The sequence below is a fragment of the Trinickia diaoshuihuensis genome (assembly GCF_003390925.1).
GTDB lineage: Bacteria > Pseudomonadota > Gammaproteobacteria > Burkholderiales > Burkholderiaceae > Trinickia > Trinickia diaoshuihuensis.
Genome location: NZ_QUBS01000080.1, coordinates 65,328 through 81,130 on the forward strand (window position 1 = coordinate 65,328; position 15,803 = coordinate 81,130).

General features: G+C 63.1%; 12 protein-coding genes. 7 read left to right on the forward strand and 5 right to left on the reverse strand.

The window, feature by feature from the left end; genetic code table 11:
- The first annotated feature begins 5 nt into the window (after positions 1–5).
- Entirely contained in the window at positions 6–1,079 is a 1,074-nt protein-coding gene (locus DXT59_RS18010; protein WP_116138227.1) for a porin, read from the forward strand.
- Between the two features lie 57 nt (positions 1,080–1,136).
- Here the strand turns inward: DXT59_RS18010 and exaC are convergent, their stop codons facing one another.
- The 5 genes from exaC to DXT59_RS18035 all read right to left on the reverse strand — a co-directional run bounded on the left by exaC (position 1,137) and on the right by DXT59_RS18035 (position 8,311).
- Positions 1,137–2,663 carry an acetaldehyde dehydrogenase ExaC gene (exaC, locus tag DXT59_RS18015; RefSeq protein ID WP_116138228.1) on the reverse strand — a complete coding sequence of 509 codons (1,527 nt, stop codon included), beginning with the start codon at positions 2,661–2,663 and terminating at the stop codon, positions 1,137–1,139.
- Positions 2,664–2,922: 259 nt separating this feature from the next.
- The gene (locus DXT59_RS18020) at positions 2,923–3,729 is read right to left on the reverse strand and encodes an energy transducer TonB (RefSeq protein WP_240324564.1); all 807 of its coding nucleotides are present in this window, start codon (positions 3,727–3,729) and stop codon (positions 2,923–2,925) included.
- Between the two features lie 15 nt (positions 3,730–3,744).
- Positions 3,745–5,157 carry an RNA polymerase sigma factor RpoD/SigA gene (locus DXT59_RS18025; RefSeq protein WP_116138230.1) on the reverse strand — a complete coding sequence of 471 codons (1,413 nt, stop codon included), beginning with the start codon at positions 5,155–5,157 and terminating at the stop codon, positions 3,745–3,747.
- Between the two features lie 11 nt (positions 5,158–5,168).
- On the reverse strand, positions 5,169–6,461 hold the full coding sequence (locus DXT59_RS18030) for a c-type cytochrome (RefSeq protein WP_116138274.1): 1,293 nt from the start codon (positions 6,459–6,461) through the stop codon (positions 5,169–5,171).
- A 122-nt stretch (positions 6,462–6,583) separates the two neighbouring features.
- Positions 6,584–8,311 (reverse strand): methanol/ethanol family PQQ-dependent dehydrogenase, encoded by a 1,728-nt coding sequence (locus tag DXT59_RS18035; RefSeq protein WP_116138231.1) that lies wholly within the window; start codon positions 8,309–8,311, stop codon positions 6,584–6,586.
- Positions 8,312–8,815: 504 nt separating this feature from the next.
- Here DXT59_RS18035 and DXT59_RS18045 point away from each other — a divergent pair.
- The 6 genes from DXT59_RS18045 (at position 8,816) to pqqD (ending at position 15,803) form a co-directional block, all read left to right on the forward strand.
- Complete coding sequence (locus tag DXT59_RS18045; RefSeq protein ID WP_116138233.1) at positions 8,816–11,161, forward strand: TonB-dependent receptor; 2,346 nt, start codon at positions 8,816–8,818, stop codon at positions 11,159–11,161.
- Between the two features lie 216 nt (positions 11,162–11,377).
- Positions 11,378–13,393, forward strand: coding sequence for a sigma-54-dependent Fis family transcriptional regulator (locus tag DXT59_RS18050; protein ID WP_116138234.1), 2,016 nt, complete (start codon positions 11,378–11,380; stop codon positions 13,391–13,393).
- A gap of 320 nt (positions 13,394–13,713) precedes the next feature.
- The gene (gene pqqA / locus DXT59_RS18055; protein WP_006410019.1) at positions 13,714–13,788 is read left to right on the forward strand and encodes a pyrroloquinoline quinone precursor peptide PqqA; all 75 of its coding nucleotides are present in this window, start codon (positions 13,714–13,716) and stop codon (positions 13,786–13,788) included.
- 64 nt (positions 13,789–13,852) lie between these two features.
- Complete coding sequence (gene pqqB, locus DXT59_RS18060; protein ID WP_116138275.1) at positions 13,853–14,782, forward strand: pyrroloquinoline quinone biosynthesis protein PqqB; 930 nt, start codon at positions 13,853–13,855, stop codon at positions 14,780–14,782.
- 20 nt (positions 14,783–14,802) lie between these two features.
- Complete coding sequence (gene pqqC, locus DXT59_RS18065; protein ID WP_116138276.1) at positions 14,803–15,525, forward strand: pyrroloquinoline-quinone synthase PqqC; 723 nt, start codon at positions 14,803–14,805, stop codon at positions 15,523–15,525.
- On the forward strand, positions 15,522–15,803 hold the full coding sequence (gene pqqD, locus DXT59_RS18070; protein ID WP_116138235.1) for a pyrroloquinoline quinone biosynthesis peptide chaperone PqqD: 282 nt from the start codon (positions 15,522–15,524) through the stop codon (positions 15,801–15,803). The genes pqqC and pqqD overlap by 4 nt, the downstream gene beginning before the upstream one ends.

The window sequence follows — 15,803 nt, forward strand, 5'->3', positions numbered from 1 at the left end:
AGACAATGCGCAGTAAAAAAATGTTGTGGTCGGCGGCCTTGCTCGGCGCCGTCGCGAGCACGCCTAGCTTCGCGCAGAGCAGCGTGACGCTGTACGGCGATCTGGATGCGGGCCTCGTCTATACGAACCGCACGCCCGGTGCGAACCCGGGCGCGAACGCCGGGCATCAATTCTCGTTCATGGATACGGGCCTCACGCCCTCGGCGATCGGGTTGATGGGCAGCGAGGACTTGGGCGGCGGCCTGAAGGCCAAATTCCAGCTCGAGAGCGGGATCAGCGTGGCCAATGGGGGATTTAGCCACTCGAACGGCAACTTCTTCGGACGGCAAGCGTGGGTCGGGCTCGACGGCGCATTCGGCGAGGCCAAGGCGGGCGTGCAGTTCTCACCGTTCCTATTGGCGATCGATAATGCCGATCCGCGCAACTTCGCGCACTTCGGCAGCGGCCTCATCACCTATGTCGACAACGTCCTCGCCACAGGCCTATTCAACTCGAACGCGATCTCCTACACGAGCCCGACGTTCGCGGGTCTGACCGCCAGCGCGATGCTCGCGCTCGGCGGCCAAGCGGGCAATTTCCAAGCGGGACGGCAGTACTCGGGCAGCCTCGCCTATCAGAACGGCGGCCTGATGCTCGATGCGGCGTTCTACGACGGCAACGGCGGCGGCACGGCCATCACGCCGTTGTCGAGCACCGTCGCGTTCGTCGGCCGCATGCTCGGCGCGGCCTATCAATTCGGCGCGCTGACGGCCAAGGCGTCGTTCGCGAGTTACAAGGTGGCGGGATCGTTCAGCAACAACGTCTATAACGGCGGCTTGGACTATCAAGTCACCCCGGCGCTGGATCTGAACGGCGGCGTCTGGTTCACGAGCGATCGCAACGATACGAAGAATCACTCGATTATGGGTGCGCTCGGCGGCGTATACAGCTTGTCGAAAGAGACGCAGCTTTACGCGCAAGCCGCGGTGGTCAACAACCACGGCGCGATGAACACCGGCTTCGGGCTCAGCGACAACACGCTGTATGGGCTGTCGGGCACGACGGTAGGCGCGAATATCGGCGTGCGCCACGCGTTCTAAAAGCATTCGCTCGGGCACCGCATGTTGCCGCGGTGCCCGAGCCGTCGCGGCCGGCGATCAGAAGAAGCCGAGCGCTTCCGCTTGGTAGCTGACCAGCAAGCACTTCGTTTGCTGGTAGTTCTCGAGCGCCTTCTTATGCGTTTCGCGGCCGATGCCCGATTGCTTGTATCCGCCGAACGCGGCGTGCGCGGGGTACAGGTGATAGCAGTTGGTCCAGACGCGGCCCGCTTCGATCTCGCGACCCATGCGATAGGCGCGCGTGCCGTTACGCGTCCATACGCCCGCGCCGAGACCGTAGAACGTATCGTTGGCCAACTCGATCGCTTCTTGCTCGTCCTTGAACGTCATCACCGACGCCACGGGCCCGAAGATTTCCTCCTGGAACACGCGCATCTTGTTGTTACCGAGCAGCATCGTCGGTTGAATGTAGAAGCCGTCGCCCAATTCGGCGAGCGGCGCCGTGCGCGCACCGCCGGTCAGGCATTGCGCGCCCTCGCCGCGGCCGATATCGATGTACGACAAGATCTTGTCGAGCTGCTGCTGCGACGCCTGCGCGCCGATCATCGTCTGCATGTCGAGCGGGTGACCGGACTTGATCTTGCCGACGCGGGCAATCGCTTTTTCGATGAAGCGGTCGTAAATCGATTCTTGAATCAGCACGCGCGAGGGACACGTGCAGACTTCGCCCTGATTCAAGGCGAACATCGCGAGGCCTTCGAGCGCCTTGTCGAGGAACGCATCGTCTTGGTCGAGCACGTCGGCGAAGAAGATGTTCGGGCTCTTGCCGCCGAGTTCGACTGTCGACGGAATCAGGTTTTCCGCGGCCGAGCGCAGGATATGTTTGCCGACCGGCGTCGAACCCGTGAAGGCGATCTTCGCGATGCGCTTGCTCGTCGCCAGCGCTTCGCCGGCTTCCTTGCCGAAGCCGTTGACGATGTTGATGACGCCCGCGGGGAACAGATCGCCGATCAACTCCATCAGCACGAGCACCGAGGCCGGCGTTTGTTCGGCCGGTTTCATGACGACGCAGCAGCCGGCCGCGAGCGCGGGGGCCAGCTTCCATGCCGCCATCAGCAACGGGAAATTCCACGGAATGATTTGACCGACGACGCCCATCGGCTCGTGGAAATGGTAAGCAACCGTGTTGTCGTCGATTTCGGAAATCGCGCCTTCCTGCGCGCGAATGCAGCCCGCGAAATAGCGGAAGTGATCGACGGCGAGCGGCAGATCGGCGGCCATCGTCTCGCGCAGCGGCTTGCCGTTGTCGATCGTCTCGGCCACCGCGAGCAGCTTCAGGTTCTTCTCCATCCGGTCCGCCACCGCGAGCAGGAGATTGCCGCGCTCGGTCGTCGATGTCTTGGCCCATTTGCGGCGCGCCGCGTGAGCGGCATCGATGGCAAGCTCAATGTCCTCGGCGCTCGAACGCGGGATGCGGCAGAACGGCTTGCCGTTGATGGGCGACACGTTCTCGAAGTAGTTGCCGCCGACCGGGGCGACCCACTTGCCGCCGATATAGTTGTCGTATTGCTTGCGGAACGGGTATTCGACGTCCAGGCCGAGTTGTTTGAGGTCAAACAGGTCCATCGCATGTCTCCTTTCGATTGCGTTCTCTGAAATGGAAATCACAGCGCCAATCGGCTGTCGGCAGGATGAGGCAACAAGCATGCCAAAGGTGAAGCGTTGAAAACCGGCAAACCGCGAGCGCGCAACCGCATACCGGTGTTTCATTTCGGCACAACAACGATAGACGCCCGGTCGACGTGTTTCAAATTTAGACAACGGCCGATTTAACTAAACGTCGGCATAACAGCTTCGTGGCCGACGTGCTGACGCGTTCGCGCGCTCAAGCCGCCTTGAATATCAGAGGGACTTTCACCCATGCGTCGATCGCCTGCCCCGCCCGATGCGCGGGGACGAAGTGCCAGTCGGCCACGGCTTGCATCGCCGCGGCATCGAGCGAATCGTGGCCGCTCGAGGCGATCACCGTGACCTCGCGCGCGCTACCGTTCGTGAGCACATGCACGTTCAGCAGCACGGTGCCCTCCCATCGACGCTGCAGCGCGATCGCCGGATATTCGGGCGCGGGGTTGTGCAGGTAGGCGGCGTCGAATAGCGGAGCGGTGTCGGGGTCGTGCGCCGGCGGCTCGGGTGTTCGATGTTCCTCCTGACGCTCTTGCACGGACGGTAAGGCAGATGCTGTATCCGTCGCGGGCTGTGCAACGGGCTCACGGGACGACGTTGCGGATGCGCTCGTAGCGGCCAGCGGTTTGCGCGCTGGTGTAGGGGTAGGCTCGGATACCGCACGGGTATTCGAGCGATTCGATGCCTGATTGGCCGCGGCCTCACGGTGGCGCGCGACTTGTGCCGTGTCTCGATGCCGGGCCGCTGCGACTATGGCCACTGCCGGTGCAACGCTTTTCTCCGTCAAGAGATGCACGTGCAGCGGCAGACGATGCGGGACCGCAACCGGCAGCGTATCCAAGCCCCGGCGAGACAACGAGATTGCCGCAACACCGTGAAGCGCAAGCACGGCGAGCGCGATCGCGGCGAGCCGCTTATGCTCGCCCCGCCTTGGAAACTCCTGCTCTTGCGCTCGCACCGCCATGGTGGCGCCGAGCGTTTCGCCTTGAAGGGTCGATCCTCGCCACACCGTGGCTATCCTCCATCAATGCCCGCTCGCACTCACGTACGCCTTCAAACGCGCGAAGCCGGGCTCGCCCCTTAGCCGCTCGAACGCTCTCACTTCGATCTGCCGCACCCGTTCAGCCGACAAGTTCAACTGCCGCCCGACCTCGCGCAGCGAATGCTCGTCTTCGACGCCGATACCGAACCGAAGCCTCAATACGTCCGCCTCGCGCGCGGGCAATTGATCGATCGCGGCCGTCACCGCGTGCCGCATGCGATGCGCCGTCACGACGTCCTCCGGCGTGGGCATGGCCTCGTCCGCGATGAACTCGCCGATCGTCGCGTCGCTCCCCGGCGCGGCGAGCGACTCCATCGAGACGGGATCGCGTACGATGTTCGTCAGGTCGCGCACCTTATCGATCGGCATCCCCATCTTCTTCGCCAACGCCGCTGGCGTCGGCACGCCGCCCACGCGATGCACGTGGTCGAGCGTCACACGGCTCAATTTGCTCAGCGAGTCGGCCGTGTGCACGGGCACGCGGATCAGCCTCGCCTGGTCGCCGAGCGCATAGAGCACGGACTGGCGTATCCACCACGTCGCATAAGTCGAGAACTTGAAACCGCGCGCCGGATCGTATCGCTCGATCGCCTTCATGAGTCCGATATTGCCTTCCTGCACGAGGTCGGCCAGCGCAAGGCCGCGTTCCGTGTAACGCCGTGCGATCGATACGACGAGACGCAAATTGCCCTTGAGCAAGCACACGCGCGCCTGCTGCGCACCCCGATCGATCGCCGCTAGCCGGTCGACGATACAACGCGCCAAACGAAAGAGGAACGTTTCAACGGGCTTCGCATCGGCAAGGGGATAGGCAGTAGCGGGGGCAAGAACGCTCGCTGGCGATCGCGGCGCCGATAAGCTCGCGCAACACCGTGAGAACGCCTGAGCCATGCGATCGATGGTTCGCCCCGTGAAGCGCACGACGGCCAATCTCGCTCGCAGTTCACGACGCGCCCGCCGGTAAGACAGCGAGCCGTACCCGGCGCGCGCGATCGCTTCGCGCAGCGTAGCGGCGCCTTGCTCGATATAGGCCAATTGAGCGACGAGCGCCGATTGCCGCTCAGGCGAATCCTCCATTTCGACGACGCCGCCTGTCGCCATGCCGTCGCTCATGGCCGCATCGGGCTCATCGAGCGAGAAGCCGAAGACGTAACTGCTCGGCGGCGCCTTGCCGTCCTCGATCTCTCGCCTGATCGATGCCAGTTCGCTCAGCGCCGCGGGATGGCGCGTGAACTGCGCCATGCCCAGAACGCGCGCCGCCTCGATGCGCTGCGCGAAGACGAGTTCCTCGTCGCGCGTGAGCAGCGGCGTTGCCGCCATCTCGCGCAAGAACAGCGCGACGGAGTCGTTCGGCGTCGAGCGACTCGCTTGTTGCTCGTTTGCCAGGATGCCCATCGCTTACGCGCTCACTTCGCCGATGCGGTGGACGTGCCCGCGGCCGACTGGCCCGCGCCGAGCGGCCCCGCGTTGAGCAGCGTGGTCGAGGAGCGCGCGGCGTCGGCCGTCATTTTGGCGCTGCCGGGTGCGTAGCCGTTCGCGTTCAAGAGGTACGCCATGATGTCGGCGTACTCCCCGTCCTTGAGCTTGCCCGGTCGGTCCGCGGGCATATTCGTCGACATATAGGTGTAGATGCCGCCGATCGTCAGATGCGAGCCCGAGACCGGAGCGAACGCCGGGCCGCTCAACGCCGGCGCCGTGATGCCTTGGAGGTTGGCCCCATGGCACTTCGCACAGGCGCTGCCATAGAGCGTTTTGCCGTGCGCGACTTGCGCGCGATCGAACGACGGCGCGCTCGTACCCGCGGCAGGGGCGCCGTCGGCCGATACCTTCACGACATGTCCCGCGTTGCTTGCCGCATAGCCCGCATCGCGCAGCGCGCCATGGCGTTTCGCCGCGACGGGACCGTCGAGGTAAGCGAACGACGCGTGCGGCTTCGTTTGCGCCGCCTCGCTCGACTCGGGCAACGTCCATGCTTGCGTGAGCGAGGCTAGCCGTCCGTCGGCCGCCATCGCCTGGAGCGCGCCGTCGAGCTTGCGCTGCAGCGCCGCTCCATTCGTGCTGAAGGCAAACACGAGTTGCCAATCGGAATAAGGCGAGCGCGTCTTGCGCACGTCGAATTGTTGCGGGCCATGCGCTTGCTGATACGCGACGACAGCCGGATACCAAACGATCGCACGCATCGCGCGGCCGCTAGCGACGGCCTCGACCGTCAATTCGGGCGTGTTCTCGAGATCGAAGCGCGCGTGCTGCTCTTGAACGGCGATCAACTGCGACGGGCTGCCGTAGGTTGCCGCCACCACCTGATCGGTCTTGTTCGCTTGCGTGCGCGTGCTCGGCTCGACGCTCACGTAGTTCGCCTTCAAGTAACCGCGCGAAAACAGCATGGCGCTGCCCGAGCCGTCCGCCACGCTAGAACGCGGAAAGCCCGCGATGACATCGCAGCCATGGCCGAGCGTGCGGCGCAACTCCTTCAACGAGACACCGTCGTCATCGCCGCCGTCGATGCCGCCCGCCACGACCGTCGCGGCGATGCCCGCCGCTTTGAACGCGTCTTGCGCAACGGCTTTGTCGAGCGCGGCCGACGGACTGCCGGGAAACGTGCAAATGCGAATCGGCGTCGCCGCGCCGGCGGACGACGAAGCGATGGCGAGACCGGCAACGGCGATCGCCGCCGCGAACTGATTCAGATGCGTATTCATGATCGTACTTCCGATGAGTGCCGCGCCGCGGCCGCCGCGCTGGGCAGGCGGCCGCGACAATCGAGCGCTTTGGATAAGGCTAACTAACCGAGGCCGAAGAAGGCCGAAGCAGGCCGAACGGATCAGCCGTGATGCAACGCGAACACGTAGAGCGTGCCGCCGCGCGGTACCTTGTCCGCCGTCTTCGCCATCGGGCCGCCCCAGATCGGGTTCGCGCCGCCATAGCCCGCGAGGACCGCGACGTACTCTTGCCCATCGGCCTCGAACACCGACGGTTGCGCGATGATGCCGCTCGCCAGCTTCGGGCTTTGCCAGAGCACCTTGCCCGTGGCCGCGTCGAATGCGTAGAGATGGCCGTCGAGCGAACCGCTGAAGGCAAGGCCGCCTGCCGTGCTGGCCACGCCGCCGTTCCAGGGCATCTTGCTCCAGTGGCTCCACACCTTCTTGCCGGTGTTCACGTCGATTGCTTGCAACTCGCCGTAGCCCTTGCTGCCCGGTTCCGGCTTGATCTCGAAGCCTTCGCCGAGATAGGGCAGGCCCTCCATGTAGCTCACCGACTTACCCGACAAGCTCATGCACGCATGCAGCGACGGCACGAAGGCCAAGTGCTTCTCCGGATCGTAGGAGACCGACCACCAGTTCTTGCCGCCGAGGAAGCTCGGGCACGTATCGATCGTCGTGCCGACGTTCGGGAACTTCGAGCGATCCTCGATCGGCTCGCCATCCGCCGTGTACCCCGTGACCGACGTCGCTTTCACGAACGCGCTCGCATAGATGAGCTTGCCCGTCGAACGGTCGATCGCGTGGAAGAAGCCGTTGCGGTCCGCGTGAATGATCGCGTCGTAGTCCTTACCGCCGTGCTCGATCTTCGCGAGGATCGGCGTATTCACGCCGTCGTAGTCCCACGTATCGTTACGCGTGTATTGGTAGTGCCATTTGATCTCGCCGGTTTTTGGATCGAGGGCGAGCAGCGAATCGCTGTACAGGTTGTTGCCGGGACGCAGCGACGCGAGCCACGGCCCCGGATTGCCGACACCCCAAAAGAGCGTCTTCGTTGCCGGATCGAACGTACCCGTCAGCCACGAAGCGCCGCCGCCGTGCTCTTGCATGCCGTCGGGCCAAGTATCGCCGCCCTTTTCTTTCGCGCCGGGGATCGTCGTGCGCTTCCAGAGCAAGTTTCCGTTCTCGGGATCGAGCGCCGCGATAAAACCACGCGCGCCGTACTCGCCGCCCGAGTTGCCCACGACGATCGCGCCGTCGATCGCAAGCGGTGCGAGCGAGAACGCGTAACCCGTGCCCGGATCGAACATCCGCTTCTTCCACGCGACGGCGCCCGATTGCGCGTCGAGCGCGACGATCTCGCCGTTGAGCATCGCGATGTAGGCATTCTTGCCGTACAGCGCGACGCCGCGATTGACGACGTCGCAGCATGCGTTCTTGAACGCTTCCGGACCGAGGTTCGGCTCGTACTTCCAGAGCGCCTTGCCCGTCACCGCATCGAAGGCGTAGACGTTGTCCTTCGGCGTGGTCACGAACATGTACCGGCCGTTGACGATCGGCGTGGCCTCGAAACCCTGCTGCAAATCGGCCGGGAACTTATAGCTCCATGCGAGCCCGAGCTTCTTCACGTTGCTCGTGTCGATCTGCTTGGCCGGGGAATGAGACTGCCCGTCGTAGGTGCGATAGTAGGTAAGCCAGCCCGGATCGCTTTGCGCGTTCGTCAAGCGGTCGAAAGTGACCGCGGGATAGTCGTCTGCTGCGTTCGAGAGATGCGGGGCGAGGCCGATGGAGGCGAGTGCGCAAGCTGCGAGCGCCTTCCGCCAAACGGCCGAAGAGGACCTTCGATTCATGTGTGTCTCCTGTGTCGGCCGGAGTGGGCGTCTCACTCAATGCCCAATGCCGGTCCCATGCCAAGCTAGGTTCGTCGATTTATCGCGGCGCGACGGCGTCGAGGATGGAGGCTCGACGCGCGACGAATGGCCGCGGGCCACGCTGAACGCAAAGGGTGTGCCATCGGCGCGGGAGGCCCGCGCAAAGCGTGAATGGCCGCTTCCCCGCATGAGCGTCGAGCCGTCCATCGTTCGCGCCCGTCAAAAACTGAAACACCTTCGACGATCGGGGTGTCGCGAAACGAGACACCGTGCGCCCGATGAGACATCGAATGGTCCCTATCGGCATTCGTAGCGACTGCGCTATCGATAGGGCGATCTTCAGCAAACGATCGATGCGGCCGGCATTGGCATGGTTCTCGCCTTAACGCACCCGCCAGAGGTACACAACGAGACGAGCGAGACGATTGGAGGAGACGATGAGACGGTCCGCGATAGGTGACGAGCTGGTGCAGTGGTGGCCGCATGATTAGGAGTACTGCTCATGTCCATCGAACGCTGCCCCATTGCCCCCATGCATCCCAACCGGTCACGCGCTTCGCGGTGCGCGTCATCGCGAGCACGCTTGCGGGGCTTGCACTTCCCGCACACGCGCAGAGCGCGCCCGAGCGGGCGGTGCCTCGCGCAACCTCGGCCGCCGCTACCCTCGTCGCGACGCTCGAGCCCGTTGTCGTAGTCGGCACGACGCCGCTCGCGGGCATCGGCTTGCCGATGACGCAGGTGGCGGCAAACGTGCTCGTCGTGCGCGCGAAGGAACTCGAGCGGCAACATCGCGAGACGCTGAGCGACTACTTCGAGAAGAACCTGCCGAGCATCGACGTCAACGACGCACAGGGCAACCCGTACCAAGCGAACGTCAACTACCGAGGCTTCACCGCCTCGCCGTTGCTCGGCACGCCCGAAGGTCTTTCCGTCTTCATGGACGGCGTGCGCATCAACGAGCCGTTCGGCAACGTCGTGAACTGGGATTGGATTGCGCAGCAAGCCATCGACACCATCGAGCTCATGCCCGGTTCGAGCCCGATGTTCGGATTGAACACGCTCGGCGGCGCCTTGGCCATTTCGACGAAAGACGGCAAGACGCACCCGGGCGGCGACATCGAGATCACCGGTGGCTCATGGGGCCGCAAAACGGTGGCACTGGAACAAGGCGGCACAATCGGTCACAACCTCGATTATTACGTGACCGGCAACGTCGCAAACGACAACGGCTGGGCCGACCACAATTCGAGCCGCGTGCGCCAGGGCTTCGGCAAGCTGCGCTATACCGATGCCGATACCACGATCTCCTTCTCGGCCGGCGGTGCCGACAACGACTTGCAAGGCACGCAGACGATTCCGCGCTCGTTCCTGAACAACTATCGACAGGCCTATACCTACCCCGACCAGAATTTGAACAGCGCCGGCTATGCGACGCTGTCGGGCCAGCACTACTTCAACGACTACACCGAATTGAGCGGGAACGTCTACTTTCGCCGGTTCGTCAGTAGGAACCTCAGCAGCAACAACAACACCGATTACGGCACCGTCGGCCCCGACGGGTCGATCGATAGGCTCCAAGGCAGCAACGTCAAATCGATGGTCGGCACCGACAGCTACGGTGCGAGCCTACAGTTGACGTTACTCGGCAAGCTCGGGGCGATGCAGAACCAGTTCGTGGCCGGCGTGGCAGCCGACTTTGCGAACTCGCATTACACCGAATCGACGCAGGATGCCTCCTTCACCGATTCACGCGCGGCGATCGGCATCGGCGATTTCACTCGCAAGGTCGATGCGAGAACGCGCGACGCGAACCTCGCCGCCTACGTGCAAGACACGCTATCGCTGACGAAGCAATGGACATTGACGCTCTCGGGCCGCTACGACTGGGCGAAAGCCAAGATCGGCGACGAAAGCGGCGTGCAGCCGCAACTCGACGGCAGCCATGTGTTCTCTCGCCTGAATCCCGCGATCGGACTCACTTGGAATCCCACGCCGGGCTTCACCGCCTACGTCAGCTACAACGAGGGAATGCGCACGCCGACCGCGATCGAGCTGACGTGCGCCGACCCTGCCGCGCCGTGCTCGCTGCCCAACGACTTCGTTTCGGACCCCGCGCTGGCGCCCGTCATCTCGAAGACCTTGGAGGCGGGGGCACGAGGCCGCATCGGCAGCCATACCACGTGGAGCGCGGCCGTCTACCGCACGACGCTGTTCGACGACATCGAATTCATCAGCGCGCCCACCTCGGCACAAGGATTTTTCCAGAACGTCGGCAAGACGCGCCGCCAAGGGATCGAGCTTTCAGGTCATACGCAATGGGGCAAGCTCGGCGTGACGGCGAGCTATAGCTACACCGACGCCACCTATCGCTCCGGTTGGACCGCAAGCAGCCCGAGCAATTCGAGTGCGGACACAAGCGGCAACATCAGCGTCCGCTCCGGCAACCGCATACCCGGGATCCCTGCCAATACCGTGAAGCTGCGACTCGACTACGCGGCAACGCCGAAATGGACGATCGGCACCAGCCTGACGTATCGCGACGGCGTCTATGCACAAGGAGACCAAAACAACCAAGACGTGAACGGCAAAATCCCCGGCTACTTCTTAATCGACTTCGATACCGCCTACGACGTGACCAAGCGCTTTCGCGTGTTTGCGACGGTGACCAACGTGTTGAACAAGCGCTATGCGAGCTACGGCGTGCTGGGCCAGAATTTCTTTAACGGCCCGAACCATACATTCAATGGACAATCGCCGGTGAACGAGCAATTCGTCGGCGCCGGAGCACCGAGAGGAGCCTGGATAGGCGTACGATACGCGTGGGACTAACGGCGACCGCCGTTTTGAAATTGCGCATCCGCCTGCAAGGATTGGGATATCCCCCGATACTCCTTTGTGCGATCGGGCGTCATCGTATTGGATCGATGCCGATCGATTGCGCTTTGAGAGGACGGTATCGCACGCGGTTGTTAGCTGGCGCATTTTTTGCTCTTGTCGGAGGCAAAAGCGTCTCGGCGGCAGCCGGCGCTCGATCAGGAGGAGACAATGCGCAACGTCGTACATCGCCCCGGGCGCGCCGTGGCGGGTGGCGAGTCGAGTTGGCCCACGCCAGGTATTCAGAAAGCACATGAACGCTCCCAAGGCTATGGGCTATTGACGGGCGCACGCCCCGACTACGACATCCTGCCGACGTCCGAACTCGCGCTCAAGGTCGAACAAAACCGCATCCTTTGCGCGCATGCGATGCCGGTAATGGAGACGCTGCGCGACCAGATCGTCAATACCGAAAGCATGGTCGTGCTGACCGATGCGCAGGGTTTGATCTTGCATTCGATCGGCGACGACGATTTCCTCGCGCGCGCCGAGAAAGTCGCTCTGCGCCCCGGCGCGCAATGGTCGGAGGACAGGCAGGGGACGAACGCCATCGGCACCGCGCTGGCCGAACGCAGCGCGACCGTCGTGCACGGCGACCAGCATTTTCTCGAGGCCAATCGATTTCTGACGTGTTCGAGCGTGCCGATCTTCGATCCATACGGCGACGTGATCGGCGTACTCGACGTGACGGGCGACTACCGCAGCTATCATCAGCACACGATGGCGCTCGCCAAGATGTCGGTTCAGATGATCGAGAATCATCTGTTCTCGGCGACGTTTCGCGACACCTTGCAAGTCGGCTTCCATTCCCGCCCCGAGTTTTTGGGCACGTTGATGGAGGGCATTGCCGCCTTCACTGGCGATGGCCGCTTTCTTTCCGCGAATCGCAGCGCCCAGTTCCAACTCGGCTTGCCATTGGCCGCGCTGCGCGCCCATACGCTGTCGTCGCTATTCGGCATGACGAGCGCCGAGCTGGTCGACCGCCTGCGCGCGAGCCGCGAGCCCATCCTTTCGCTGAACCTGTATAACGGCGCAACCGTCTGCGCGAGCGTGACCTTCCGGCGCGCATTGCAGACGGCGAGCGGCTGGCAGGCGGAAGGCCGCCGCGAGACGGGCGGCCAAGCCCAGGCCGGAGCGACCCCAGCCGTGCGGACCACGTTGCGCACGTTAAGGCTCGACCAGCTCGATACCGGCGATCCGCAAGTCTCGACCGTCATCACGAAAGTACGCAAGGTCATCGGCAAGGACATTCCGTTGCTGATCACCGGAGAAACCGGCACCGGCAAGGAACTGCTCGCGCAGGCCATCCACAACGAATCGCCGCGGCGCTCCGGGCCGTTCGTCGCAGTCAATTGTGCGTCGATCCCCGAGACGCTAATCGAGTCCGAATTATTCGGCTATGAGGAAGGCGCATTCACGGGGGCGCGCCGCAAGGGCGCCGTCGGGAAGATCGTGCAGGCGCACGGCGGCACGCTCTTCCTCGATGAAATCGGCGACATGCCCTACCCCTTGCAAGTACGGCTGCTGCGCGTGCTGCAAGAGCGGATCGTGAACCCGCTCGGGTCGACGAAGACCATACCGGTCGATATCGCCATCGTCTGCGCCACCCACCGCGATTTGCGCGAGATGATTGCGCAAAACCGCTTCCGCGAGGATTTGTATTACCGGCTGAACGGCCTCGTCGTGAAGTTGCCGCCGCTGCGCGAACGCAAGGATCTGGCGGTCGTCATCGGCAAAATGCTAGAACGCGAAGCGCTGCGGGGAGGCGCGGGGCAGCACCTGTCCGTTGCCCCCGAAGTGATGACACTCTTCGAGCGCTGCTCCTGGCCCGGCAACTTTAGGCAACTGGGCAATTTGCTGCGCACCGCGGCCGCCATGGTGGAGGACGACGGCGAGATACGCCGCGAACACCTGCCCGACGACTTTTTCGACGATCTGCAAAAGGCCAACGATGCGCCGGCCGCCGCTGCCGCGCCGGCTCCCGCTCTCGGCCCCGGTCCCGCGACTGAAACGCCCGCTCAGCAAGCGACGCGATTGCAGGACGTCGAAGCGCAAGCGATCGCCGCGACGCTGGCCCTGCACGGCGGCAACGTCTCGGCCGCCGCGCGGGCGCTCGGCGTGTCGCGCGCCACGCTCTACCGCAAGATGCCCTCCATCGCTCCGCTCAAGAGCGACAGCGACGAGTAACGTCACCTCTTTTTTCGATCCCTCTCCTTCTTGCAACCCCTGTCGCAAATTGCGACAGGGGTGTCGCTCGTTGAAACACCGGCTGTTGCACGAACTGTCCGCACCGATTGCTGTCCCTCCATTTTCCTTTCGGGCCGCGTAGCGATGGTCGATGGACTCGCTCACATAGTGCTTTCACACGTTCCCCGCTTTCGTCTTCCATCGTGTGCCGCCTAGTGCGGATTTCGATCGGCATAGCCCTTGCTTTAACGATTCGACCGCTTATCAACCGACGCGGTTACGCAGTTTCACCGATGTTTAACTCAATGAAGGAGACAGCCATGCAATGGACGACGCCCGCTTATACCGACTTGCGCTTCGGTTTTGAAATCACGATGTACATCGCCAACCGCTAACAGGCGGTGAACGCCGTGCGCGAGGTTGACTCCCCTCGTGCGCGGCCACTACCAAGGCCATGCCATGTTGATCAAGGTTCTCGGCTCAGGCGCAGGCGGTGGCCTGCCGCAATGGAACTGCAACTGCGCCAATTGCATGCGCACGCGAGCAGGCACGGACGGCTTCAAGCCGCGCACACAGTCATCGATCGCGGTGAGCGAGAACGGCGAAGACTGGCTGCTCATCAATGCGTCGCCCGACATACTGACTCAGCTACGCGCGCATCCCGAACTTCAACCCGCGCGCGCGTTGCGCGATAGCGGCATCGCCGCCGTCATGCTCTGCGATGCGCAAATCGATCACGTGACCGGGTTGCTCATGCTGCGCGAACGCACGGGCCCGCTGCCGCTCTATGCGACGCGCCCCGTGATCGACGATTTGTCGAGTGCCTTTCCGTTGATTCCTTTGCTTGGCCACTATTGCGGTGTCGAGCAGCATCCGATCGCGCTGGGCGAACCGTTTTCCATCGAACGCCTGGTTGGCGTGCGCTTCACGGCGATTGCGATCGATAGCGCGGCGCCGCCCTACTCGCCGCATCGCAATTCGCCGGTTCCCGGCGACAACATCGCGCTCGTTATCGAAAGCCTGACGACCGGCGCCCGCGCGTTTTACGCACCGGGTCTGGCGCACGCACCGGACGCCGTCGTATCGGCGATGCGTTCGGCGCAACTCGTTCTCGTGGACGGGACGTTTTGGACCGACACCGAGATGATCGATCTCGGTCTGTCGAAGAAGCGTGCGGCCGACATGGGGCATCTGGCTCAATGCTCCGCGAACGGCAACGCCGGCATGATTGCATTGCTCGATACGTTGCCGAGCGCCACGCGCAAAATACTCATTCATATCAACAACACGAACCCGATCATCGATCCTCGCTCCGACGCGCATGCAAGCTTGCGCGAACACGGCATCGAGATCGCGGAAGACGGAATGCAATTAGAGGTGCAGCCTTGAGCGCTATTCTCAGCCCCGCCATCGCCAAGCCGGGTTCGGCTTTTGAGCGTTCGGATGACGTGCCCTGGACGCGCGAGCAGTTCGAAACGCAGTTGCGTGCGCTCGGCGTGCGCTATCACATTCACCATCCGTTCAACATCCGGCTCAATAGCGGACAGTGCTCGCCCGAGGAAATACGTGGGTGGGTGGCGAACCGCTTCTACTATCAAATCAATATTCCGTTGAAGGATGCGGCGATTTTGTCCAATTGCGAAGATCGCGAGACAAGGCGCCTATGGGTGCAACGCATTCTCGATCATGACGGGTACGGCGACGATCCCGGCGGTATCGAGGCATGGGCTTGCTTGGCCGATGCGGTGGGTTTGTCGCGGGACGAGCTTTGGTCGCTCGAACATGTCGTGCCGGGCGTGCGCTTCGCTGTCGATGCTTACGTCAATTTCGCGCGGCGTGTGCCTTGGCAAGAAGCCGTGTGCTCATCGCTGACGGAGATGTTCGCCCCGCAGATCCATAAGGATCGGCTCTCGGGATGGCCTTCTCTTTATCCTTGGATCGAGCAGAAAGGGCTTGGATATTTTCGCAGCAGGATTCCGCTGGCGACGCGCGACGTGGAGCACGGACTCGCCGTCACGCTCGATTATTTTCGGACGAGAGCGATGCAGCAGCGCGCGCTCGAGATTCTCACGTTCAAGCTCGACATTTTGTGGTCGATGCTCGATGCCGTCGAAAAGGCGTACTCGCAATGACCTATGCCAACGCCACGAGCGGAGCGCCGCTAAGGCCCCGCCTATTGCCGATGTTCAGGCTGCAATGGGAGACGGAGCAGGATGCGTATGTACTGCTCTATCCCGAAGGGATGGTGAAACTCAATCCCAGCGCCGGACAGATACTGGTTCGATGCGATGGGACTCGGGAACTCGATGACATCATCAGCGAGCTCGAAGAGCTATTCAATGCGCAAGATCTGGCGGCCGATGTTTATCGGTTTTTAGATCACGCGCGCCAGCGTGGGTGGGTGGCTTGA